This is a genomic window from Bacillus cereus group sp. BfR-BA-01309 (genome assembly GCF_022664315.1).
GTDB classification, from domain to species: domain Bacteria; phylum Bacillota; class Bacilli; order Bacillales; family Bacillaceae_G; genus Bacillus_A; species Bacillus_A mobilis.
In genome coordinates this window covers 165033-189817 of sequence record NZ_JAKUHE010000009.1, presented here as the reverse complement: position 1 = coordinate 189817, position 24785 = coordinate 165033, and the positions used below count along the sequence as shown (strand labels likewise).

Genomic DNA, 24785 nt, shown 5'->3' with positions numbered 1-24785 from the left:
TGTTATGGAAAACAGAGCTTTTTATTATTTATTCGGATGTAAAATTTTAAAATCGTAGGCGTAAATGGATTTACCACCTTTAACAGATGTAATAATTTGATTCATATCTTTAATTTTAGTAGTTTTAATTTTTTTACCGGTTAATAGAGAGTACGTTTCTATAGAATATTTATGTTCTTGTTTTTCATTATAACGTAATACATATAATTGATCGTCTTCAAAATATGTTTGTTCATTATATCTAACGCCATCGGTTACATGGTAATCAATTTTGAATTTAAGATTGACTGCATATGTTTCTGTATTAAAAGTTATGACATCACCTAGTCCATTTATAAAAAATAATTCATTGTTATGTAGATAAGCGGAATTATTTTTTGTAAATGGTATGGAAGCTGTGGAATTCTCCTCGGAAGAAAGTAAAATTAAATCTTGTTTTAATGATTTTTTATCAATGCGTAATAAATATACTTTTCCTTTAATTGAATTATCATTCTCAATTAAAATCGTATAATAAAAATTTGAGTCACTTAAAATAGATGAGTAACTAGAATACGACATGTTTTTATCAAGATTAATTGTTGTAACATCTTCAAGATTCATAGTTGAATCATTAAATAATAATTTTTTTAAACTATGCTCATTTTTATCTATATCTTGAGTTAAAACTAAAACTTCATCTGTATTAACGCCAGAACTAATAAGATAATGAGGGATATTTCCTTTATGAATTTGTTTTTGATTACCATAAATTACATTTGAATCATAATTGCCAGTAGTGGAGTTACTGCCTGAATTGTAAATGTTAACAAATAAGTCTTGTTTTTTTAAATATATCCTTTGATCTCCTGTATGTTGGTATTTCATTTTATAATTTTTAAAATCTTCTCCAATAAATTTAATATTATCTTTACTTTCTAGTACGATTTCTTTTTTGTTATCAGATACACCTATTCCTCCGAGTTCTAAACCATTCATTTTATATCCATGTGCTTTTTCATTTTTATCGATGAATATCGCATAACTAATCCCTCTACCATCCATATCTTGATCGGCAGTCGAAGAGAGATAAATGACAGCTTGTTTATCTTTCAAAAAATCTTTTTTCTCAATATCTTCTTCAGATATTGAATTTACATTACTGTTTTTAAAGAAGAAAAAGTAGATGAGTGCTGCAATTAAAATTATGCTTAGAATAAGAACGATTATTTTTTTCACTGTTATGAGCTCCTTTTATAAGAAGAAGTGCAACAAATATAGTTGTTGCACTTTTTCTTCAGTATTAAATATTACGGATTGTTGAGGTTTGTTTTGCGTCACGAACATCTCGTGGATATACACCAGCACCGCCATCTTTATCTAAATCTAGTCCGCCATGAAGTTGATAAGCAGACCAAATTAGTTTAGAACAGTTTTTGGCCCCGTAATGGGTTGTACTTCTATTTGTAGCAAAATTATAAGAATATGAATCTTTACCTACACGATCTTTTGCCCACCATGCCGCATCATTTTTGTTTTGCCAAGATGTATTTACGGATTTTACTACCGCATCTCCTTTATCTACTTTACGGGATGTAGTACTAATTGTACGAACGCCATCATTTGGTACAGATTCTACGATTGTATTTGAACTATAATACATACCAACATGTCCATGATTTAAGTATGCAGTGTATGAACCCGTATAGAAGAAATCCCCCATATTGCTGTTCCCTACTGAAACTGTACCACCACTAGCTCCTAAAGTATTCATTTTTTTACTTGCTTCTTTTTTGCCTTGTTCTTCATCTGCTTTTAGCTCTTTATAAATCTGTTCAGAAACAGCTTCTTTTGTATTCCCAGTGTTGTTTGCTAATTCATTAATACTAGATATTAGCTCTTGTGTACTTACATCGGGCTGCATCTTTTTGATTTCATTTAAGTAAGGTAAATCATCACTTTTTGCAAAAGAAGCAGTAGGTACAACCACAGCAGAAGTTAATAACCCCATTGTTAACGTTAGTGCATGTAGCTTTTTCATAATCCATCCCCTTTGTGTAATTTATTTTTTTGGGAATTTTACCTGTATTTTATTTAAATGGTAAAATTCTCCTTAATGATAAGTGATAGTTTTATAGCTGTAAATCGCATTTTAGTAATTAATTGTTGAGAAAGTTTGGTTTGTAATAGGTTTGAAAAATAAGGGTATTATGTTTTTAAGTGTAGATAAATTATATGGAAATGTATAATACAGTTTGTGTGAATATTTGTCTAAGGAATTAAAGGAGGGAACGATTATGGGGGGCTTTATAAAAATTATTCTTTAGTCGTACCATTTGTTATATTCCCTACGTTTCTTTGTTGAGAAATAAAAATAGTACTTTATTTGAACCCTCACTTTCAGTAATGTATATAATTGTTTCAATTCAGTTTTTCAACGTGGGCTCTTACAAATTAGTAGTTTACTTCTTATAGTTCCGCTTTAATAGTAACGATTAAAAAGATGACCAGGTAAATATCTGAGCCATCTTTAAAACATGTTATTCTTCCTCCCACTATATTTGTGGGAGGATTCCATTTTCATTTTATGAGAAATTATGAAATTGCGTTCTCTAATCGCTCTTTCTGACGAAGATGATGTGCGAAATGCATAGAAATAAGCTGGAACCATTCTGCTGCATGTAAGTAACCAAGCCCAGGATGTTCGACTTTACAATCACTTGGGATAGAAGAAAGTGTTGGCTCAATGTCTTTAACAATTGTAATTAATTCTAGAAGCTGTTTCTGTACGTCTTCTTTATTAGATGGGTTTTCAGGCATATATCCAGGATGATCTGGTAATTTGATTTTTATGTCTGGGAAAGCTCCCATCATATATACCTTTTCTCCCATATCCGTTTTTTTATTAGTTGCAGAAGGCGCTTCAGTTCTGCATTTCGCGATTGCATCTAACTGCATGCGTGTAGCTGAAATTAAGTGATTATACATTTGACCGAGAGACCATTCCTCATGAGAAGGCTTCATCCTAAATTGTTCTATAGAGTACTTTTCTAATTCCTCTATGTAGTACGTTGCTAACTCTTCAAATTTCTTCATATCACTAACTCCTTTTTATGAAAATGTATTTGTTACTCCCTACTATAAAGAAGTAATGCTGACAACATTATGTCAGTAGTGAAATGCAACAATTAAAGTTTTAACATTTTCTTTGCTTCATCACGGATTTTCTCAGATAGAACGTTTGGTTCAAGTACTTGCACTTGGCTTCCCCAGCTTAATACCCATTGAAATACTTCGTCTATGTTTCTCGATTTCAAAAAGACGTGAAAACCATTGTCTCTATGCTCGTATGAATCTATGAAGAAGTATCGTGATTCAATAATTTTATGTGCAATATGGGCTGGGAATAATAAATGAATCATCACAGTACGGTTGCTTTCAGGCTGATATTCTTGCAAAGAAAAGTCTTCGGGTTTTGTAAAGAATTCTTGTTCTCGCTGTAATTCCTCCATTCGATCTAAGCGGAAATTACGTATTTGTTCTCGCAGTAAACAATGGGCAACGACATACCAAATTCCTGAAATATTGACTAAGCCGTAAGGATGAACGGTCCGTTTTATTTTTGTAGTTTCTCTTGGTTTACGATAAGAAAAAGAGATAGCCTGTTCTTTTTGGATAGATTCTTGCAACAGGATAAGTTGTTTTTCAAGGTTTTCTTGTTCAGATTGTTTGTGTGAAAATATAGGAGAAAGGAAACGGAAAGTCCCTCGTAACTCTCGGGCTTTCTTTTGTTGATCAGTAGGGAGGACGACCTCAAGTTTCTCTTTTGCCGATTTTGCATGTACAGAGAAAGAAGAAGTGAAAGTTTTCTCGATATAATCACCGCCTAATAAAAGAGTAACAGCCTCTTCAGACGTAAGCTGAATGGGTGGTAAGAAATAGCCATCCATTAATGAATAGCCTTGGCCAGGTGTGGCGAAAAGTGGGACGCCAGATTCACTAAGTGCATCCATATCTCTATAAATCGTTCTTATACTTGTCTCAAATTTTTCAGCTAAGCTTTGTGCGGTAACAGTTTGTCTTCTTTGTAATTCAATTAATATAGCTAATAAACGATCCGTCCGATTCATGAAATATCCCCCTGTATCTTTTATAAATATGCCTACTGTAAACTTCTAAAAGCAGTATAAACTCTCCTCCCATTAACAGACTTTTCCCTATGTATAATATTAATATAGTAAAATCATAACAACCTATATTGCAGTTTCCAATAATATACTATATAATCAATTTAAGAAAACGTTTTCATGCAAAGGGGGAGAATTTCGTGTCGACTATAGAGGACGTGGCGAAATTAGCGGGGTTATCAAGGACAACGGTTTCTAGGGTGATTAATAATCATCCATATGTTTCAGATGAGAAGAAAAAAAGGGTTCAATTAGCAATGAAGCATTTAGGCTTTGTTCCTAATTCTGCGGCGAGAAGGCTTCGTAAACAAAAGACGGAAACAATTGCGGTGTTAGTTCCAAGGATTACAAATCCTTTCTTCAGTAGATTTATCGAAGCAATTGAAATTGCTGCTTCTGAACATAAGTATAAACTGATTATTTGTCAAACAAGATATTTACCGGAAAAAGAGATGGAGTATTTACAATTATTATCTACGAAACAAGTAGATGGGATTATTCTATGTTCACTAGAAAATCCGTGGGAAGATGTAGAGCCATACTTACAGCACGGTCCAATCGTGTTATGTAATGAATATATTGAGGAAGCAAATGTTCCAACAGTGAAGTTTGATCATGCGCAAGGAGCATACATAGCTGCTAAGCATGTGTTAGAACAAGGATATCGTAATCTTATTTTTTGCCGTGGAAACGAAACCAAAGTGGTTAGCCAACAGCGAAAAATGGGCTTTTTACGTGCCATAACAGAGAAGAGCCGCCAAGTAGAAGCGATCGATTTTCTTGAAAACGCTTTCTCTTGGGATGATGGAAAGAGAATATTCCATGAAGTATTAAAGGACAAAAAAAATCCTACCGCGATTTTGGCAGGAGGCGACGAGGTTGCAGCTGGAATTATTTCAGAGGCAAAACGCCATGACTGGAGCATTCCAGATGATCTCGCTGTTATCGGTTTTGATAATCAAATATTATCACAGATTACAGAGCCAGGTATTACGACAATTGAACAGCCAATCGATGAGATGGCTCGAAAGGTTGTCGACCTGATGATGGATAAAATCCATACGAAAAATTATCGACAAAAAGAATTGTATGAGTTTGAACTGGAGCTCTTGGTGAAAGGTTCAACGATGAAGAAGGATACGATGTTATTAGCCTAGTAGACTATGTCTGCTAGGTTTTTTTATGTTCATAAACTACTATTCTTCGTGAACGCAGTCATCACATTTGTTATGGTACGCTTCGTGCTGTTCATCAATTTCTTTCCCGCAGTGCGCACAAGTTTTCGTCGGTAAATTTCTGAAAAACTCCATTGGTTGATCGATCATGTCAATCCCTCCATTTCCATTTCTTACTATTATTGTATTAGTACAAAAAACAAAAGTCAACAACTGTTTTATAACAAAATTGAAAATTAATGAAAAAGTTTAGGAAATGGATTATAGTTAACAATGTAGGATGTAAGTGAAACATGCATTCCTACTCGGTTTTAGAAAGGATGGATACATATGAAAATGACTGTTGTCGGCTTTTGGGGCGGCTTTCCAGAAGCGGGAGAAGCAACGTCGGGGTATTTGTTTGAACACGATGGTTTTCGTTTACTTGTAGACTGTGGTAGTGGTGTACTAGCACAGCTTCAAAAATATATAACACCATCTGATATAGATGCAGTTGTACTTTCGCATTATCATCATGATCATGTTGCAGACATTGGGGTATTGCAATATGCGAGATTAATTATGAGCGGGGCGAAGGGGCAACTACCAGAATTACCAATATACGGTCATACGTTTGACAAGAATGGATTCCATTCTTTAACGCATGAACCACATACGAAAGGAATCGCGTACAATCCAGAAGAAACACTTCAAGTTGGACCGTTCTCGATTTCATTCTTAAAAACTGTTCATCCTGTTACATGTTTTGCGATGCGTATTACAGCTGGTAGTGACGCTGTAGTATATAGCGCAGATTCCAGTTATATTCCTGAATTCATTCCATTCACAAAAGATGCCGACCTTTTCATTTGTGAGTGTAATATGTATGCACATCAAGAAGCGGCAAAAGCAGGGCATATGAATAGTACAGAAGTAGCAAGTATTGCGAAAGATGCAAATGTAAAAGAACTTTTATTAACGCACTTACCGCATACAGGCAACACATCTGATTTAGTAACAGAAGCAAAACAAATTTTCAGTGGCCATATTACGCTAGCGCATAGTGGCTACGTATGGAACTCATGAGGTGATACGATGTTATTTATTGATAATAAAGGAATTACAGATCCTAGAATAAACTTAGCAATTGAAGAATATTGTGTGAAGAATTTAGATATTAACGAAACATATTTACTGTTCTACATTAACGAACCTTCTATTATCATTGGTAAAAACCAAAACACAGTAGAAGAAATTAATGCAGATTACGTAAAAGAACAAGGTATTCATGTTGTTCGTCGTCTATCAGGCGGAGGCGCAGTATATCATGATTTAGGAAACTTAAACTTCAGCTTTATTACGAAAGACGATGGAGACAGTTTCAGCAACTTTAAAAAATTCACAGAGCCTGTAACGAAAGCGCTTGGTAAATTAGGTGTAAATGCAGAACTAAGTGGTCGTAACGACATTTTAGCTGAAGGTAGAAAAATTTCAGGTAACGCGCAGTTCTCAACGAAAGGTCGTATGTTCAGTCACGGTACGTTACTATTTGACTCTGAAATCGATCACGTCGTATCAGCGTTAAAAGTAAAAATGGATAAGATCCAATCAAAAGGAATCAAATCAATCCGTAGCCGCGTCGCGAACATTACAGAGTTCTTAAACGAAAAAATGACGACAGAAGAGTTTAGACAACTTCTTCTAGAAACAATTTTCGAAGGGGAAACAGAAATTCCAACGTACGAATTAACAGAAAATGATTGGAAAGAAATCCATAAACTATCTGAAGAGCGCTACCAAAATTGGGATTGGAACTACGGAAAATCTCCGAAGTTCAACTTACAACATTCACACCGCTTCCCAGTTGGACAAGTTGACGTTCGTCTTGAAGTGAAAAAAGGAACAGTAACAGAATGTAAAATTTACGGTGACTTCTTCGGTTCACTAGATGTACATGACATTGAAGAGCGTCTAACAGGTGTACAATTTGATAAAGATGCATTCACTGCAGCTTTAGAAGGCGTAGATATCGTACGCTATTTCGGTAATATTACAACAGAAGATTTCTTACATTTGTTCTTCTAAAAATGAGGGAGGCTGCCGTAACGGGCAGCCTCTTTTTTTTGCGTAGATTGTCGCGTTTTGTCGGTAAGTCGATATATTAGAAAAATCGTCGATATAATTTCACTCACCATAAAATCACAGGACATTTGCCACTCATAAAGACATATATATATTCAAAAGGAGGCGGATTGAAATGAAGAGGGTAATGTACGTTGTATTACTACTCAGCTTCGTCATCGGAATGACAGCCTGTAACGTCCTCAAGTCGCACACTTTTATCTATTGGAAAGCCAGCGAAGGATCATGTCATATATTTTACACATACAGATAACAGACGACAGATAGATGATATACAAACTATGTTTCAAAATAAGAAATGGAAAAGAAATGAAACGTTTAGTACGGTGAATAAAACGCCAGATCTTGTCTTGTCGATAGATGAGGCCAATAACGGATTACCGACATTATATGTTACATTGTTTTTTCATGAAAACGGAGCGGATGCAATCAACTTGTATGGGGAGCATACGAGCTTGAATAAGGAGGAACTAGAAAAACTTAGCGAAAAGATGAGTGCATATTATCCTGAAATGATTTTAGCCTTCGTTTCATCATTTGCTAACAAATAAAATTACCTTATCCTTCCAAAGAGAGTCAACAGGAGGTGATCGTTGTATATGCAGTTAATGGAATATCACTTGCTACTTTAATTTTCTTTTAATATAATTAATTTAGAATTTTTAAATATTCTAAATTTTATAAAGGTGGGGTTTGTGTGAATCTCGTTCAATCTTTGGCTGAAACGGCGAAAAAGAAGGGGGATAAACCGGCTTATATATTTATGGATCAGTCGGTCTCGTATGACCAATTAAACAAAATGGTCACAAGGTTTTCTAGCAATTTAGCAGCAATGGGCATTGGAAAAGGGGACAATGTCGCATTAGTTGTTGGAAACTCACCACATTTTTTGGTCGGTTTATACGGAACAATGAAAGCTGGAGCAACTGTTATTCCAGTTAATCCAATTTATACAGCAGACGAAATGCATTACATTTTACAAAATGGAGATGTAAAAACAATCATCGTACTCGACGTCCTTCTACCTGTTATACAATCTCTTACAACAAGACTTCCTTCACTTGAAAACATCATCATATGCGAAACCTCATCAGATTTTAACCATACAGAAACCGAAAAAATGAAAACGTTTACGACAATGATAGGGGCTGGAGATTTAACTTACGAAGGCCCAGAGCTAGATGAAGAAGATGTAGCCGTTATTCTATACACTTCAGGCACGACTGGAAAACCGAAAGGCGCTATGTTAACACATAAAAATTTATATAGTAATGCGAACGATGTGGCGTCGTATTTACAATTTACTGCTGCTGACCGCGTCGTTGCGGCACTGCCAATGTTCCATGTATTTTGCTTAACAGTGGCGGTCAATGCACCGATTGTGAACGGAGCGACTATTTTAATGTTACCGAAATTTAGTCCGAAAGAAGTGTTCCGTATTTGTCGTACGTATGAGCCAACGATTTTTGCTGGTGTACCGACGATGTACAATTATTTATATTTATTCGAAGAAGCAAGCGCAGAAGATGTGAAGACGCTTCGCCTTTGTATTTCAGGTGGTGCATCCATGCCTGTTGCTCTTCTGCAAAACTTTGAAAAACGTTTTGACGTTATCGTTTCAGAAGGATACGGTTTATCAGAAGCATCACCAGTTACTTGTTTTAACCCGCTAGATCGTCCGCGTAAACCAGGATCAATCGGTACAAATATTTGGCATGTAGAAAATAAAATTGTGAACGAACTTGGGGAAGAAGTACCTGTTGGTGCAGTCGGTGAATTAATTGTTCGCGGACCTAACGTTATGAAAGGCTACTATAACGCACCAGAAGATACAGCAGCGACATTGAAAGACGGCTGGTTGTATACAGGAGACTTAGCGAAAATGGATGAAGAAGGTTACTTCTATATCGTTGATCGCAAAAAGGATATCGTCTTAGTTGGCGGTTATAACGTATATCCTCGTGAAGTAGAAGAAGTATTATACACACACGAATCTGTAGCAGAAGTTGTCGTAATTGGCGTTCCTGATGAAAACTTAGGAGAAGCAGTACGAGCTTACGTCGTTCTGAAACAAGCTCAAGTAACAGAAGAAGAACTGATGCATTATTGCACGTTACATTTAGCAAAATATAAAGTGCCAATGAGTATCGAATTTTTAACAGAATTGCCGAAGAATACGACGGGTAAATTGTTAAGAAGGGCGTTAAAAGAGAAAGCGATGCAAGTATAAAAATAGGGGCAACCATCTTGATGAAGATGGTTGCCTTTGTATTTTTTAGAATTGATTAAGCTATAACCCCATATATTTAAACCGTAATATGACTAATAAGGAGGAGATATACGTGGAGCAAAAGGAATTACGTTTGCGGAGAGTTCAATATCTTATTTGTGACATTATGGATGAAATGAACGCGGAAAGTGAGAAGAAAAACTTAGAAATTTTGCAGCAAGTAATTGATCATCTTTCAGGTGCGATAGGTGATTTAGTTGATCCATCAAGCTCGTATTCTATTGATTATTTAGAACGGAAAGTTCATACGGCACATTATTTACTGTTTAAAAATGAACGGAAAGCATATTTGTGTAGAAAATGATATTTTTTATACTTTATTGATAATTATTATCAATTAGTGGTTTTGTTGCGTTTATTCATATAAAAGTAGCTGATACATACGATGTTATTTTTAAAACTTATAAAGAGCAAACAAATGAAAATATGAAACTACCAAAAGAATGTGCTGACTTAAACAATCATTGGGGTGCGAAGCATGCCAATAGTTTAATCGAAGAAAACATTTCAGTTGGAACAGATAATGGTTGGACTCCAGATAAAGCAGTAAGCAGCGCAATTGATTGCGAAGACGGATAAGTTAAAGAAATAAGGTGGAACTGTAATCAGTGAGGGACGATCCTCACTGATTTTTATTTAGGAAGAAAAAACAAAATCCAAGTTGACACATATGAATTACGGAATTAAAATGAAAAGAAATTGAATAAAATACATGAGAAGCTAATCAGATAAACTGAAGGCGCACAATGTTCACTTTTGTGAATATATTGTGTGCCTTTTTCTATTATATAAACTAAGGGGGCTTAACAATGAAAAAGTGGGGTAAGACAGCGTTTATGAAAAGTACAGGTATTGTATTATCTGCAGTTGTGCTTTTATCAGGGTGTGGTTCGGCAACATCCACTAGTAATTCTGAAGGAAGTGGAGATAAAAAAACAGTTGAGCTGTTAAATGTTTCGTATGATCCAACTAGGGAATTATATCAAGACTTCAATAAAGAATTTACGAAGTATTGGAAAGAGAAGAATGGGCAAACGGTAAATGTAAAACAATCACACGGAGGATCTGGAAGTCAGGCGCGTTCTGTTATTGATGGTTTAGAAGCCGATGTTGTTACGTTAGCGCTTGCTTATGATATTGATGCGATTAGCAAGAAGAAACTGTTAGCAGAAGACTGGCAGAAGCGATTTGCGGATAATTCAACTCCGTACACATCAACAATTGTATTTCTAGTGCGAAAGGGAAACCCGAAAGGAATTAAAGACTGGGATGATTTAACGAAAAAAGGTGTGTCTGTCATTACGCCTAATCCGAAAACATCAGGCGGAGCACGTTGGAACTATTTAGCCGCGTGGGGATACGCACTGAAAAAATATAATAATAGTGAAGATAAGGCGAAAGAGTTTGTTGGTCAAATTTATAAAAACGTGGAAGTACTTGATTCAGGAGCACGCGGAGCAACGACAACATTTGTTGAAAAAGGAATTGGAGACGTATTAATCGCTTGGGAAAATGAAGCGTTGTTATCACAAAAAGAACTAGGAAAAGATAAATTTGAAATTGTAACCCCTTCTATTAGTGTACTTGCGGAACCACCAGTAGCGGTTGTTGATAAAGTCGTTGATAAAAAAGGAACGAAAAAAGTAGCAGAAGGATATCTAGAATATTTGTACTCAGAAAAAGGTCAGGAAATTGCGGCGAAAAACTTTTATCGTCCTCGTAATGAAAAAGTAGCAGAAAAATACGCATCTCAATTTCCAAAGATTCAATTATTTACAGTAGATGAACTATTTGGTGGCTGGAAAAAAGCACAGGAAAAACACTTTAATGACGGCGGCGTATTCGATAAAATGTATCAAAAATAATGAGCGCTGCTAAAGGGGTATGAGGTGAAAGAAGATGAGAAAGAAACGTGTTTTACCAGGGTTTGGATTATCTCTTGGGTTTACAATGCTGTATATGAGTTTATTCGTACTTATACCACTTTCTATCGTATTTATTCAAACTTCACAGTTAGGTTGGCAGAAGTTTGCAGGGGTTATAACGAACGAGCGTGTGTTACATTCCTATCAAGTTAGCTTGACAACTTCATTTGCAGCGGCCGTTGTAAATGCCATTTTCGGCTTATTAATTGCTTGGGTACTCGTTCGATACACATTTCCAGGGAAACGACTATTAGATGGACTCATTGATTTACCGTTTGCCCTGCCTACAGCTGTAGCTGGTATTACACTTACCACTTTATATGCGGAAAATGGTTGGATTGGAAAAATATTAAGCGTGTTTCATATAAAAGTAGCATTCACACAACTTGGAATAATCGTTGCGCTTACTTTTATCGGTTTACCATTTGTCGTTCGGATGGTGCAACCGGTGCTTCAAAATATCGATAAAGAAATAGAAGAAGCGGCCTCGAGTTTAGGGGCATCACGCTTTCAAATATTTGTGAAAATCATTTTACCAGAAATCTTTCCCGCTCTTCTGGCGGGTTTTTCACTCGCATTTGCACGAGCATTAGGAGAATACGGATCTGTCGTTTTTATCGCAGGAAATATGCCGATGAAAACAGAAATCGCACCACTTATGATTATGACAAAACTAGAACAATATGATTATGCGGGGGCAACAGCTGTAGCGACTGTCATGCTTATTATTTCTCTCCTTTTCCTTCTTTTTATCAATATGATTCAAAGCTGGAGTAGAAGGCATGAACTGAAAAGCGAATAGGAGGGGAGAAAATGGAACCAACATTACTAGAAAAGAAAATAGTAAAAAGTAAATCACCTAAAAAAGAATCTAGGTTTGTACCAATTGTATTTATTACGATTACAGTTTTATTTTTATCTCTCTTTCTATTACTGCCGCTCATAACAATTTTTCTAAAGGCTTTCGAACGAGGGAGTGATGTATACGTTGCAGCCGTAACAGATCAAGAAGCATTTTCGGCAATTCGGTTAACACTTCTCGTTGCATGTATCGTCGTACCGCTTAATACGATATTCGGGATAGCGGCTGCGTGGCTTATTACCAAATTTCAGTTTAAAGGAAAACAAATATTGCTTTCTCTTATTGAATTGCCATTTGCTGTGTCACCAGTTATCGCAGGATTAGTATTCGTTTTACTTTTCACACCGAGGGCTGCTCTTGGTGGATGGTTACTCGAACATGGGATCAAACTCATTTTCTCTGTCCCAGGAATTATTATCGCAACGATTTTTGTAACGTTTCCGTTCGTTGCACGTGAACTAATTCCAATTATGCAAGCGCAAGGGAAAAGTGAAGAAGAGGCAGCGCTATCACTTGGCGCAAGCGGCTGGAAAATGTTTTGGCGCGTTACACTTCCAAATATAAAATGGGGTCTTTTATATGGGATGATCCTATGTAATGCCCGTGCTATCGGTGAGTTCGGAGCAGTTTCTGTTGTATCAGGTCACGTACGCGGCGTTACGAATACGATGCCGCTTCACATTGAAATTTTGTACAATGAATATCAATTTTCAGCAGCGTTCGCTGTGGCGACTTTAATGTCACTCATCGCTGTTCTTACGCTCGTTATAAAAAATTGGATTGAATGGAGAATGGAAAAACGACAATAAGGGGGGAGTATGGTGAGTATTCAAATTCAAAATGTATCAAAACAATATGGTACATTTCAGGCGCTAACAGACATTCATTTGGATATTCCAAAAGGCGAACTTGTCGCCTTATTAGGCCCGTCAGGTTCTGGGAAAACGACGTTATTACGAATTATTGCAGGATTAGAAGAAGCGGATGGCGGCTCTATATCATTTGATGGGGAAGACTTAACAAGTATTCATGTGAAAAATCGGCAAGTCGGATTCGTCTTCCAGCATTATGCGCTCTTTAAACATATGAATGTATTTGAAAATGTCGCTTTTGGCTTAAAGGTAAGAAAGAAAAGCTTAAGACCGTCAGCAGAGGTGATAGAAGAAAAAGTAACAGAACTATTGAAACTAGTAAAAATGGATGGTTTCGCCAAACGTTACCCAGCGCAACTATCTGGCGGACAACGACAGCGTATCGCACTAGCGCGGGCACTTGCAGTTGAACCGAAAATTTTATTACTCGATGAACCGTTCGGTGCACTTGATGCAAAAGTGAGAAAAGAATTACGAAGGTGGCTTCGGAAACTACATGACGAATTTCAAATTACGAGCGTATTCGTAACGCACGATCAAGAAGAAGCACTAGACGTTGCGGACCGCATCGTTGTAATGAATGAAGGTCGCATTGAACAAATGGGAACACCGGAAGAAGTATATGAAAATCCAGCAAGCCCGTTCGTGTATGACTTTTTAGGGAATGTAAATTTATTTCACGGCCGCGTCCATAAAGGTAAGCTGAATGTAGGCTCAGTGGAACTAGAAGCACCCGAGCATAAGCACGTTTCAAACGTAGACGGAGTAGCTTACGTAAGGCCACATCACTTATCCATCTCTCGTACGAAACAAAGCGTAGATGCAATCCCTGCAAAAGTATCATACTCTCATGCAGTTGGACCTGTCGTATATGTAGAATTAAAACGAGACGGAACAGATGAGTATTTAGAAGCAGAAATAAGTAAAGAACAGTTCAAACTGCTAAGCATTCAAGCGGGTGATGTTGTATACGTACAGCCGAAAGAAGTGAAGGTGTTTATTCCAGAGGATTTTGTTATTTAATAATAAGGTACGGTTCCTTTATTAATATGTATAGGGACCGTATTTTTTTGTTTTGAGGTATGGATTTTTGAAGAAATGGATGTTATTTGTTTGTTATGCGGAAGAACATATTATGGATTAAAATAAAAGCTATAAAAGTTTTTACGTTGAGATTGAAAGTGCACCCAACAATCTGGGTGCATTTTTTTACAACTTTTATATATTCCTCTTCATCAGTTCTCCAACTTGCGTCGCAACATACTCAATATCATTATCAATTTCGTCTAACACGTAAGATTCTAAAATGCCCATGACAGCTGTTCCTAAAAATTTTAAAACGATGTGCTTATCAATGTTTTTATTTACTGACGTATTCGTGTTTAGTTTTTTCTCTAGTTCCCCCATGATGAACGTTAGGAACTTTTTCTGAAATGATAATGTGCTGTTGCTTCTAAATAATGCTGCGAAAAATGGTTTATGTTCTTTGAAGTATTCAAACCATATGACAGTTCCTTCTATATAGCCTTTTGTTTGTTTTATGTCGCATATTTCTCTTAATTGATTTAAATGGTCGTCCACAATTTTGTCTAATAAATTGTATTTATCTAGGTAGTGTAGGTAGAAAGTTTTTCTTCCGATGTTTGCTTTTTCTGTAATGTTTTTTACTGTAATTTCGTCAAAGCCATCTTCAATTAACATTTCGATAAATGCGGATTGAATGGCGTTTTGTGATTTTATAATTCTTCTATCGATTTTCTCCATATGATGTTCCTCCGTTATTGATACACATATTTCTTTATGTGTGTATTATCACCCAAATGCGTAAATGTGGTCATTGAAACAAGTGGTTGCTCGCTTTATTATAAATATACACGTGAGTATTAACTCTCACAAGTGTAAATTTATAATAAAGTAAGGGTGGTTTTATATATGGCAGTTACGAAGAGAAATGTTCATTTTTATGCAAGAGGATTAAGAGTTGCAGGTGTTTTAAATATTCCTGTAGGTGCTGAGGAAAAGAAACAAAATGCAGCAATTGTTTGTGTGCATCCAGGTAGTAGCTGTAAAGAGCAAACAGCAGGATTATATGCGGAGAAATTAGCGGAACAAGGTTATGTAACGCTTGCGTTTGATGCGTCCTATCAAGGTGAAAGTGAAGGGGCGCCGAGATATATGGAAGAACCCGCTGCACGCGTTGAAGATATTCGCTCAGCAGTAGATTATGTAACTACTCTTCCTTATGTAGATGAAGAACGTATCGGTGTGTTAGGGGTTTGTGCAGGCGGTGGTTATGCGGTAAATGCTGCAATGACAGAGCGCCGTATTAAAGCAGTTGGCACAGTTGTTGGTGCAAATATCGGCCGATTAAATCGTGAAGCTGATCCAATTGGGGTGTTAGAGGCGATTGGTAAACAACGTACTGCTGAAGCACGCGGAGCAGAGGTAATGATTACGAACTGGATTCCTAAAAATCAGGAGGAATTAAAGGCAGCAAGTATGACGGATATAGATATTGTAGAAGCAGTTGAGTATTATACAACACCGCGAGGGCAAAGTGTTAACTCGCCAAATAAGTTAAACTTTACGAGCATGGGATCGGTAATTGGCTTTGATGCGTTCCATTTAGCAGATACACTATTAACACAGCCGTTGCAAATTATTGTCGGCAGTAAGCAAGGTGCGTTCAGTTCTTATAAAGATGGTCACGAGTTGTATGAGAAAGCAGCTTCAGAGAAAAAAGATTTACTTGTTGTGGAAGGTGCGAGTCATTATGATTTATATGACCAACCAGAACCAGTTACAATAGCAGTTGAAAAATTAACAAGTTTCTATAACGAAAATCTGTAAAAGTAATTTTGTTTTGAATTGCACCTCTAATTGTTAGGTTTGCATCTAGCAGTTAGAGGTTTTTATTGTGCTTAATATTTACGTTAAACGTGCATAACAAGATATAATAGAAGAAATCAAGAAGGAGGCTGGCTGTGAAAAATCTTCGTTATTTCAATATATTTACTATGTTAATTGTATACACACTACTCATGTTTTACATCGGCTGGAACGGTTGGGTTTGGCTTCATGCGGTGTTTGGCTGGGAATCTTGGGGATATTACGCTTTCGTAGTCGGATTTATTTCATATGCGTACATTCTCGTGCAAGTGTTTAAGTTTCTGCCATTTCTACGAACGGTCGGTTCAATTTGGTTTGCGGTCATACAATATGCGCTTATGTTATTGCCGTTAGCGGATATTACGGTCTTTCTTTTACAGTTTTCAGTGGAGAAAGAAGCGGCAATTATTTGGACAGGAACGGCCGTGTTACTTGCGTTCATCTTTATTTTTGCGTATGGAGTATTCAACGCATATAGCCCAGTAGTAAGAAAATATGAGGTGCACATCCCGAAAAAAGTAGAGGGACGTAAAAGCTTACGCATTGCGATGGCTTCTGATATGCATTTCGGTAAATTATCGGGCGTTGCGCATTTAAAAAGACTTGTCCGTCATGTAAATGAGATGGAGCCTGATATTATTTTACTGCCAGGAGATATTATCGATGATCATCCAGGTGTGTTCATTCAAAAAAATATGGGACCAATTATGAAACAAATGAAAGCTCCACTAGGCGTATATGGTGTGTTAGGAAACCATGAATATTACGGACGAGCGGTTCCGGAATTTTTACAAGAGATGGATAAGATTGATATTCGTATTCTGTTAGATGAAGTGATTACAATTGAAGATGATTTTTATATCGTTGGAAGAAGAGATAAAACAGAGCGAGATCGCCAAAGTTTTGAAAGTTTAATGAGTACGGTAAATAAATCTATGCCTGTTATCGCAATGGATCACCAACCATTTGAGTTGAAACAAGCAGCGGATGCTGGCGTCGATTTACTATTATCCGGTCATACGCACCGCGGACAAATGGCGCCGAATCATATTGTAACGAGAAGAATGTACGAATTAGACTGGGGATACGCACAAAAAGGTGCATTCCACGCGATTGTTTCTTCTGGTTTCGGATTCTGGGGACCACCGCTTCGACTTGGAAGTAGATCTGAGATTGTACAGGTGGAAGTTACGTTTGAATAGCGGGATAAAGAGAAAAGGGCTGACTGATAAAAGTCAGTCCTTTTCTCTTTATTTTTTTCTAAAATCATACGTGTCCGTCTCTACATGTAGTTTATGTTTATTAATCATCACTGTATGATCATCTAACCATTGTACAGTTGCATCTTCTTCACGATAATTCCAGTATATATTTTTCGTGTTCATAAATTTTTTATTATTTGCTACAAGCTCTCCTCTTATAGCAAAGCTAGTCGTTGCGCCGCCGTTATGCCTGTATATATGTAAAGTATACGTTTTATCTGGGGATTGTATGGATTGAATCTGCTGACCGCCTGAAAGCCCAGATAAAGTGAAGAATTTCCAATATCCTAAACTAATTAATACAATAATGATGAATAGAATGGTGAAGAAAATCTTTTTCATGTTCCCCCTCTTTCCCTTAATAGTTATACCTGTATTAAATCAAAATAGAATAAAACCGGCAATGTTATCCTTTTTCTCGCCGGAATATGTACGTTTCTATTTCTAGCGTTCTGTTCACGATTTGGAATGAAAGTCCCCACATTTTTCAATAAAAAAAGGCTCCATATAAGGAGCGCTCAATAAAAATAAATGAATTAAAAGAAATAACAGACATGTATAATATACAATAATGATAACTTGATATCTATATATTTAAATTTATAATTTTTATTGATGACGATTTCATAAAAAAGGTACGATTAGAAGACTCTGCTGAAATAAAGTGAAACTTTAATCAGTGGGGGTTTTCTTCATCCCCCACTGATTATTAGCCTTCACCAATCGGATTTTAATGGGCAGCCCGCCCCCCACCTAACTTCTTTGCTTTCGCTGAATTTTGAGGTGGGGTCTTACTGCCCGTTAAAGCGGGATAAAGGGGGATTATAAGTGGTTATATCAGATGTTATATACGGTGAGTTTAAAGTAGATCAAGTAGTAGAAGAATTAATGTTAAGTAAGCCTGTGCAAAGACTGAAAGGCATTCATCAAGCCGGCGCAAGTTATTTAGTGAGCGAGAAATGGAATGTAACACGCTTTGATCATTCAGTTGGTGTTATGTTGTTAGTGAAGAAACTCGGTGGTTCAGTAGAAGAACAAATTGCAGGTTTACTGCATGACGTATCGCATACTGCTTTTTCTCATGTGATTGATTACGTTTTTCATAATGAGGATGAAAGTTATCATGAAGAGATATTTAGTTCTGTCGTGAAAAACTCAGAAATTCCAGTGATTCTTTCAAAGTATGGTTATAACTATGAGGACATTTTGTTAGATGATTCGAAGTGGACATTACTGGAAAGATCAGCACCAGAATTATGTGCAGACCGAGTGGATTATACATTACGAGATATGTATACATACGGGTATATTTCGTTAGAAGAAGTTCACAGTTTTTTAGAGGATGTCATCGCAGTAGATGGGAAGATGGTTCTTCAAAGTATCGAAGTAGCAGAATGGTTTACAGAAACGTATTACAAAGAAGTAATCGATTTCTTTATGAAACCAATGAATATTTACGGAAATGATATGTTAGCTAAGACGTTAAAGTTAGCTCTTCATAAAAAGGTTATTCATGCAGATGATTTCCTTCTTGAAGATGATGAGCTTATTTCGAAATTGCAGCAATGTAGTGAGCCAGAAGTACATGCTTTATTAAGAAAAGTTCATTCGAATGTAAAAGTAAAAGAAGATAGAAACGATTATGATTTGTATCAGAAAAATAAAGTCCGTCTAATTGATCCTCCATTCCTTCGTGAAGGTGAAGTTGTTCAATCGTCTGTCGTATCGGAAAAGATAAAACAGATGAGTGAGGTCGCTTATGAAAAAGCGGTGAGAGGGATGTATGTGAAAGTGATTTCGGATTAAAAAGGAGAGCATCTCTTCTTGATGCTCTCTTTTTTCTCATTAATAATCAAACCAATTCCAAACCTCAATATCTCCAAGCGTCGCATAACGAACGTGCGGCGAGTTTTGTAATTTTAATAACTCTTTCGACGGGCCAGTAATGACCATGCCGTATACTTTAACGCCGTTATTTTTTACGTACTGATAGCGCTTATCTAAGTTCAGATCTTTTTCACGAGTCCGAGTAGCTTCACTCACAATTTTTTTATGTTCAGAAAGAATGCGCATCATTTCGATTACTTCATCTTCTTTTGTTTTCGGTTGTTCTGCTTCACTATCAGGAAGGTCTATATGTTCTCGAAATCCGATAATCTCTCCGCTATGCAAGATAAAATCGTCTTCATTTATTCTTTCTTGTCCTGTGTCTAAAGCGTACCATAACGGAGTTGGCGGCATTTCTTGTGCTTCAAATGCGCTATATAGAATGGATTCGACTTCTTGTAAAGTGTAAGCTTTATCGAAAGATATCGCTACTTCTGCAACTGTTCCCTCATGTATCTTTCCAAGTGTATCCCACACTTTTTTAGATGATTCTTTCAAAGAAGCTTCTTCCTTGATTTTTGGATGAACAAAGGAAAGTTTTTTTGAATAGGCTCTGTTTTCCCAAGATGGATTTTTGACAGTAACAGACGATAAGAAACTACGTGTTGTTACTGTACCAATTGGAAATTCTTTTTTACCGATTGTTTTATAGAAATTCATTTCGTTTTCTGTACGGAAAAAGGGTTTAACCTTCGTACTTTCTCCAACGGAACGACTATTTGGCATTGTTGCTTCTAGTGCGAGTGCTGGAATCTCATCTACTTCAGCTAATTTTTTCATATTATAGAAGTAAAAAGATGATGAAAAATGACCAACAAAATAGATTGCTATACAAACAGCAAGGACAAAACTAACGGTTTGCCAACGCTGTTTCCATTTTATTTTCCAAAACGGGACTTTAAGATTTTGTGGAGGTAGCCTTTTCTTTATTGGTTCACTCTTCGAAAGCAACTCATCTAAGTAAACTTCACACTCTTCACATGTCTCAATATGACTCTCTAACAATTCTTGTTCATCATGCGTGAGCGTTCCGTTTTCGTACTTCTCCCATAGTTTTTTAAACTCTGTACAACCCATCCTGATCACTCCTTTATGCTTTTCGTTTCTTTTCGTCCCCTGTGTAATTCAATTTTCACTTTCGCTAGTGAGAGACCAGTCATTTCTGCTATTTCCTTATACGAGAATCCGTAGTAATCTCGTAGTAGCAGGACATTTCGTCTTTCAAGGGGAAGAGAAGATAAGCTGTCTAACCAACTAGCAATCTCATATTTTACGAAATAAGAGTGCTCTGTACTTGGTACGTTTGGTAAATGGAATTCTGTAATTGTCGTTTTTTTATATCTTTTTTCTTTTCGATACCAATCGATAAAGGCGTTGTAGGCAATCGTAAATAACCACGGCCTAATTTCTTCTCCTTTATAATAGTCAATATGGACGAGCATTCGATAAAATGTTTCTTGCATGAGATCTTCCGCGTAGTGGGAATCTCCAGTTAGGGAGAGAAGATAGCAAAATAAATCTTGCATATGCTCGGAGTAAATTTCTTCTAATGATTGTTTGCGTTTCACTACATTTCCCTCCCTTCATACATAACAACGAAATACATATAAAAAAGTTACAATGTTTTATGGAATTATAGTAAAAAACGTCAAGAATTGGATAGGATTCTCTTTTATCATAATACATATAAGGCGGGTGAACAGAGATGGAAAGCTATGAAACACAAATCCAAAGGTCCATTGATTATATTGAAGAAGATGTAATGGAAAAACAGACGCTGCGTAATTTAGCACGTATTGCAGGTTTTTCTGAGTCGCATTTTCATCGTGTATTTCAGGCGTTAGTAGGTGATACAGTAATGGAGTATGTTCGAAAGAGGAGGTTAGCCCGGGCAGCTTATCAACTTTCTCATACGGATGAAAAAGTTATTGATATCGCATTTGAGCATGGCTTTCAATCTCACGAAACGTTCACGAGAGCCTTTAAAAAAATATTTCAAATGACACCGAGTGAATATCGAAAACAAGAAATTGAAACACCGATGTATTACAGCGTGAATGTAAAGCAAAGAAAATTAAATCCGTATTTAGGAGGCATACAAATGGAATATCGTATTGTAAATAAACCAGAATTTTTAATGGCAGGTTATGAACTGAAGACGACAAGTAAAGAAGGGAAAAACCATCAAGACATCCCAGCATTTTGGCAAGAATATTTACAGAAAGATCTTGGAACAACGATTCCGAATCGTAAAGATACGAGCCAATGGGTAGAGCTTGGATTATGTACTGATTTTAATTTAGAAACGGGCGACTTCACTTATATTATCGGAATGGAAGTTACAGGCTTTGAAAATGTACCAAATGAAGTTGCGAAGCGTACTTTCCCAGCAGCAACATATGCCGTATTTACAACGCCGAAAGTTCCTCATGAAGAAATGGTATCGTCTATCCACCAAACGTGGAATGCCGTATTCTCAGAATGGTTCCCGCATTCAGGATACGAACATTGCGGCGTTAATGAGTTTGAGCTATACGATGAGCGTTCCCATGCAGATAAAAGTGAGTTCGCTCAAATTGAACTTTGGATACCGGTGAAGAAGAAATAATAGAAAGAAAAGCGAGCCACCGAGTGGTTCGCTTTTTTCATATAGGCTACTATATTTGACGAATTTTGTCGGTAAGTCGATATTTCTTGAAAATCGCTGATATAATTTTATTTACCGCTGAACTCCGCCCCAAGAAAAGACGCCATCTAGCGCTTTTTTTACGAACGAAACGGGAACACAAGTATAATCGTCGTTCCTTTTCCAAGTTCGCTATCAATCGAAATTGTTCCGTTATGAGCATGAACGAGCTGTTTCGTGATAGCAAGGCCAAGTCCAGTTCCGATGTTGCTTTCTTCTGTATTTGTTCCCCTGTAATATCGCTCAAAAAGAAGTTCTTTCGTTTTGTCATCCATTCCTTTTCCATTATCTGAAATAGAGAGTGTAAATGAATTTTCGTTTTGCGAAAGTTTTACGATGACGTTTGTCGTTTCATTATTATGTTTTACAGCGTTTACGAGTAAATTTTCGATAATACGCTGGAACCATTTTTCTTCAATGAAATATTGAATGTTATTTGAGCTCGGTACGAATTCAATATTTTGATTTTGGAGTGTCGGATTATTAATAAATTGTAATAATACTTTTTGGACGAATTGATTCATTTCAATGTTCACGTGCTGCGCAGGAAGACTATTATTTTTTAATTGATACGTTAAGCTTAAGTCATCAATTAATGTCGTCATATATTGAGATTTCTCTTTCATAACGCTGCCAAATTGTTGAATGTCACGATCAGTCCAGTTGTATTGCTGTGATTCTAGTAATAATGCGTAGCCATAAATAGAACTTAGTGGCGTTTTTAAATCGTGTGTGAGACCAGTAATCCATTCTTCACGAGTTTGCTGTAGTACTTGCCTCATCGCATCATTTTTTTTGAGTGTAATAGAAAGGTGCTCTAGTGAATTTGTCACATCACTAAATAAGCGGAATGACCATTTTTCTTTACCGGATCGCCGGAACCTGACAGGTTTCCCTTTTTTACTAACAGGCTCTTCGTACTTTCCGCCAGCTATATTTTTAAGCCAGCGCATCGCATGTAATAACGGCTTTCCAAATTTATTACCGTACCAAATAGAAAGAATGACTAAATAAACAAATACGATAAGAAGGATTAATCCGCATCCGATTAGAAACTTTTTAGCAAATACATCTTCTATTTCATCATCTGGGTAGTAGTGCTCATTTTTGGCAGTTACAACGAGAAGATGATTGCTATTTGTGTCGTAAAAGCTAGACGTGTTTTCTTTATGATTCCACGGTTCTTTTGCATTAAGAGCAGCTTGTATGGCAGAAAACGTTTTTTTCTTTCCATCTGGATAGGAGAATACTTCTTCGCCGCCACTATTAAAGATTTGAAGCGTTGCTTTTTCTTTAGAAAGTAACTGTTTTTCATCTTCTGTTAATGTGAATGTATCCATAGATACAGAAGGGTGCTCTTTCTGGATTGATTTCAGTAATCCATTGCTTTTTAACGTACCGCCGTAAATAACAAGTACGTTTTTTTCTTCTAATTCAATTTCCCAATATGTAAATGTATAAGGGCTTTCTATATGATTCTGTATATATGAGAATAAAGATGTTTTCGTATAGGATGTCGGTACGTCATTTGGCGTATTAAAGTGATAGAGAACTTTTCCGTTTTCCTCTACAACTTGAATCCAATCATTTTTCTCTTTAATTAAGTCTTTTACTTCAGCCTTTAATGAAATATCGCCATCTTCTGAAGAGATATATCTTGCAATCACAAAATTATCAGAGTCTGGAATGTTTGGTTCGTATGAAGTGCTAGTAACAAGAAAAATTAAATAAGTGAAAGCAGCTACTACAGCAATTAGTAATGTAACTAAAACAAATACGTGTTGCAGAATAAACTGGATAATAAGTCGTTTATTAAAGTTCATATCGTCACCCTACTTTGTAATGAACTTATAGCCAAGTCCGCGAACAGTTTTTATATATTCTGGTTTACTTGGGTCTTGTTCAATTTTTTCACGTAGTTTTCGAATGTGGACCATAACGGTATTGTCATCACCATTATAGGCAGGTGCTCCCCAAACTTTTTCGTATATTTCTTCTTTCGAAAATACATAGTTCGGATTCTCGCAAAAGAAGAGTAATAGCTGAAATAGCTGGGCGGAACATTCGACAACATGTCCACCTACTGTAAGCTCTGCGGAATATCGATCAATTTCAAATCTACCAAATGAACTGGAGTGTGCTTTTTGTTCGTGTGGTACAGCTTGTTTCATATGTCTACGGAGTTGTGCTTTCATACGAGCTACTACTTCAAGTGGATTAAATGGCTTCGTAATATAATCATCTGCACCGTGTGAAAATCCAGATATTTTATCTAAATCAGATGTTTTAGCTGTGAGGAAGAAGATAGGGCAATCAGTTTTTTGGCGAATGATCGGACAAATATCAAAACCAGATTGTCCAGGAAGCATGACATCTAAAATAATTAAATCGTAATCGTTTTGCTCAGTGAGAGATAACGCTATTTCAGCGGATGTTGCAGTTGTAATATGAGAAAAACCTTCTTTTTCAAGAATGGTAGTTAGTAATTGTAAAATTGCTGTTTCATCATCAACGAGCAAAATATTTGCTTGATACATAAAAAATCCCTCCTAATTTCCTCGAATATCATATCATCTTTCTGTAACTTATGGAATTTTTAAGGAAATTTTAAGGTTTTCTTTCACAAAAAATTAAGAATCAAATGATATGA

At 36.4% G+C, this 24785-nt stretch carries 24 protein-coding genes and 2 pseudogenes; 15 read left to right on the top strand and 11 right to left on the bottom strand.

Annotated elements, in window-relative coordinates:
* Positions 1 to 24 precede the first annotated feature (24 nt).
* From MR115_RS18560 to MR115_RS18545, 4 genes are all read right to left on the bottom strand, one after another.
* Positions 25 to 1218 (bottom strand): hypothetical protein, encoded by a 1194-nt coding sequence (locus MR115_RS18560; protein ID WP_061676542.1) that lies wholly within the window; start codon positions 1216 to 1218, stop codon positions 25 to 27.
* 64 nt (positions 1219 to 1282) lie between these two features.
* Positions 1283 to 2020 carry a hypothetical protein gene (locus MR115_RS18555; RefSeq protein ID WP_132133798.1) on the bottom strand — a complete coding sequence of 246 codons (738 nt, stop codon included), beginning with the start codon at positions 2018 to 2020 and terminating at the stop codon, positions 1283 to 1285.
* Positions 2021 to 2574: 554 nt separating this feature from the next.
* Positions 2575 to 3075, bottom strand: a complete 501-nt coding sequence (locus MR115_RS18550; protein ID WP_242242256.1) for a DinB family protein — start codon at positions 3073 to 3075, stop codon at positions 2575 to 2577.
* 92 nt (positions 3076 to 3167) lie between these two features.
* Positions 3168 to 4109: a helix-turn-helix transcriptional regulator gene (locus MR115_RS18545; protein ID WP_242242255.1), complete on the bottom strand. Its 942-nt coding sequence runs from the start codon at positions 4107 to 4109 to the stop codon at positions 3168 to 3170.
* A 197-nt stretch (positions 4110 to 4306) separates the two neighbouring features.
* On the opposite strand from MR115_RS18545, the gene MR115_RS18540 reads away from it, so the two are divergent.
* Positions 4307 to 5323, top strand: coding sequence for a LacI family DNA-binding transcriptional regulator (locus MR115_RS18540; RefSeq protein ID WP_000103724.1), 1017 nt, complete (start codon positions 4307 to 4309; stop codon positions 5321 to 5323).
* Between the two features lie 39 nt (positions 5324 to 5362).
* Here the strand turns inward: MR115_RS18540 and yhfH are convergent, their stop codons facing one another.
* Positions 5363 to 5491 (bottom strand): protein YhfH, encoded by a 129-nt coding sequence (gene yhfH / locus MR115_RS18535; RefSeq protein ID WP_000567010.1) that lies wholly within the window; start codon positions 5489 to 5491, stop codon positions 5363 to 5365.
* Positions 5492 to 5671: 180 nt separating this feature from the next.
* Between yhfH and MR115_RS18530 the strand changes: the two genes are divergently transcribed.
* From MR115_RS18530 to MR115_RS18485, 10 genes and pseudogenes are all read left to right on the top strand, one after another.
* Positions 5672 to 6406 (top strand): MBL fold metallo-hydrolase, encoded by a 735-nt coding sequence (locus MR115_RS18530; protein ID WP_242242254.1) that lies wholly within the window; start codon positions 5672 to 5674, stop codon positions 6404 to 6406.
* Positions 6407 to 6415: 9 nt separating this feature from the next.
* Complete coding sequence (locus tag MR115_RS18525; RefSeq protein ID WP_063261987.1) at positions 6416 to 7405, top strand: lipoate--protein ligase; 990 nt, start codon at positions 6416 to 6418, stop codon at positions 7403 to 7405.
* Positions 7406 to 7577: 172 nt separating this feature from the next.
* A pseudogene (locus MR115_RS18520) lies at positions 7578 to 8013 on the top strand (hypothetical protein).
* 146 nt (positions 8014 to 8159) lie between these two features.
* The gene (locus MR115_RS18515) at positions 8160 to 9692 is read left to right on the top strand and encodes a fatty acid--CoA ligase family protein (protein ID WP_242242253.1); all 1533 of its coding nucleotides are present in this window, start codon (positions 8160 to 8162) and stop codon (positions 9690 to 9692) included.
* 112 nt (positions 9693 to 9804) lie between these two features.
* Positions 9805 to 10056 carry a hypothetical protein gene (locus MR115_RS18510; RefSeq protein ID WP_000435468.1) on the top strand — a complete coding sequence of 84 codons (252 nt, stop codon included), beginning with the start codon at positions 9805 to 9807 and terminating at the stop codon, positions 10054 to 10056.
* 98 nt (positions 10057 to 10154) lie between these two features.
* Positions 10155 to 10344 (top strand): annotated as a pseudogene (locus tag MR115_RS18505) (S-layer protein); the annotation flags it as partial.
* 217 nt (positions 10345 to 10561) lie between these two features.
* Positions 10562 to 11617 carry a sulfate ABC transporter substrate-binding protein gene (locus tag MR115_RS18500; protein ID WP_242242252.1) on the top strand — a complete coding sequence of 352 codons (1056 nt, stop codon included), beginning with the start codon at positions 10562 to 10564 and terminating at the stop codon, positions 11615 to 11617.
* 34 nt (positions 11618 to 11651) lie between these two features.
* Positions 11652 to 12479 (top strand): sulfate ABC transporter permease subunit CysT, encoded by an 828-nt coding sequence (gene cysT, locus MR115_RS18495; RefSeq protein ID WP_242242251.1) that lies wholly within the window; start codon positions 11652 to 11654, stop codon positions 12477 to 12479.
* Between the two features lie 11 nt (positions 12480 to 12490).
* Entirely contained in the window at positions 12491 to 13348 is an 858-nt protein-coding gene (gene cysW / locus MR115_RS18490) for a sulfate ABC transporter permease subunit CysW (protein ID WP_242242250.1), read from the top strand.
* Between the two features lie 12 nt (positions 13349 to 13360).
* Positions 13361 to 14434, top strand: coding sequence for a sulfate/molybdate ABC transporter ATP-binding protein (locus MR115_RS18485; protein ID WP_242242249.1), 1074 nt, complete (start codon positions 13361 to 13363; stop codon positions 14432 to 14434).
* 195 nt (positions 14435 to 14629) lie between these two features.
* Here the strand turns inward: MR115_RS18485 and MR115_RS18480 are convergent, their stop codons facing one another.
* Positions 14630 to 15175, bottom strand: coding sequence for a TetR/AcrR family transcriptional regulator (locus MR115_RS18480; protein ID WP_242242248.1), 546 nt, complete (start codon positions 15173 to 15175; stop codon positions 14630 to 14632).
* Positions 15176 to 15343: 168 nt separating this feature from the next.
* On the opposite strand from MR115_RS18480, the gene MR115_RS18475 reads away from it, so the two are divergent.
* Together MR115_RS18475 and MR115_RS18470 are read left to right on the top strand one after the other, a co-directional pair.
* Positions 15344 to 16261 carry an alpha/beta hydrolase gene (locus MR115_RS18475; protein ID WP_242242247.1) on the top strand — a complete coding sequence of 306 codons (918 nt, stop codon included), beginning with the start codon at positions 15344 to 15346 and terminating at the stop codon, positions 16259 to 16261.
* Positions 16262 to 16395: 134 nt separating this feature from the next.
* Entirely contained in the window at positions 16396 to 17502 is a 1107-nt protein-coding gene (locus MR115_RS18470; RefSeq protein ID WP_242242246.1) for a metallophosphoesterase, read from the top strand.
* Between the two features lie 48 nt (positions 17503 to 17550).
* Here MR115_RS18470 and MR115_RS18465 read toward each other — a convergent pair whose 3' ends face one another.
* Positions 17551 to 17904, bottom strand: a complete 354-nt coding sequence (locus MR115_RS18465; RefSeq protein ID WP_242242245.1) for a DUF5412 family protein — start codon at positions 17902 to 17904, stop codon at positions 17551 to 17553.
* 486 nt (positions 17905 to 18390) lie between these two features.
* On the opposite strand from MR115_RS18465, the gene MR115_RS18460 reads away from it, so the two are divergent.
* Positions 18391 to 19368, top strand: a complete 978-nt coding sequence (locus MR115_RS18460; protein WP_242242244.1) for an HD domain-containing protein — start codon at positions 18391 to 18393, stop codon at positions 19366 to 19368.
* A gap of 39 nt (positions 19369 to 19407) precedes the next feature.
* On the opposite strand, the gene MR115_RS18455 is transcribed toward MR115_RS18460, so the two are convergent.
* On the bottom strand, positions 19408 to 20526 hold the full coding sequence (locus tag MR115_RS18455) for an anti-sigma factor (RefSeq protein ID WP_242242243.1): 1119 nt from the start codon (positions 20524 to 20526) through the stop codon (positions 19408 to 19410).
* A 5-nt stretch (positions 20527 to 20531) separates the two neighbouring features.
* Positions 20532 to 21017, bottom strand: a complete 486-nt coding sequence (locus MR115_RS18450) for an RNA polymerase sigma factor (RefSeq protein ID WP_242242242.1) — start codon at positions 21015 to 21017, stop codon at positions 20532 to 20534.
* A gap of 137 nt (positions 21018 to 21154) precedes the next feature.
* On the opposite strand from MR115_RS18450, the gene MR115_RS18445 reads away from it, so the two are divergent.
* Entirely contained in the window at positions 21155 to 22057 is a 903-nt protein-coding gene (locus tag MR115_RS18445) for an AraC family transcriptional regulator (RefSeq protein WP_071721586.1), read from the top strand.
* Positions 22058 to 22215: 158 nt separating this feature from the next.
* Here the strand turns inward: MR115_RS18445 and MR115_RS18440 are convergent, their stop codons facing one another.
* Positions 22216 to 23958, bottom strand: a complete 1743-nt coding sequence (locus tag MR115_RS18440) for a sensor histidine kinase (RefSeq protein WP_242242241.1) — start codon at positions 23956 to 23958, stop codon at positions 22216 to 22218.
* A gap of 9 nt (positions 23959 to 23967) precedes the next feature.
* Positions 23968 to 24672, bottom strand: coding sequence for a response regulator transcription factor (locus tag MR115_RS18435; RefSeq protein WP_087979750.1), 705 nt, complete (start codon positions 24670 to 24672; stop codon positions 23968 to 23970).
* Between the last annotated feature and the right edge of the window lie 113 nt (positions 24673 to 24785).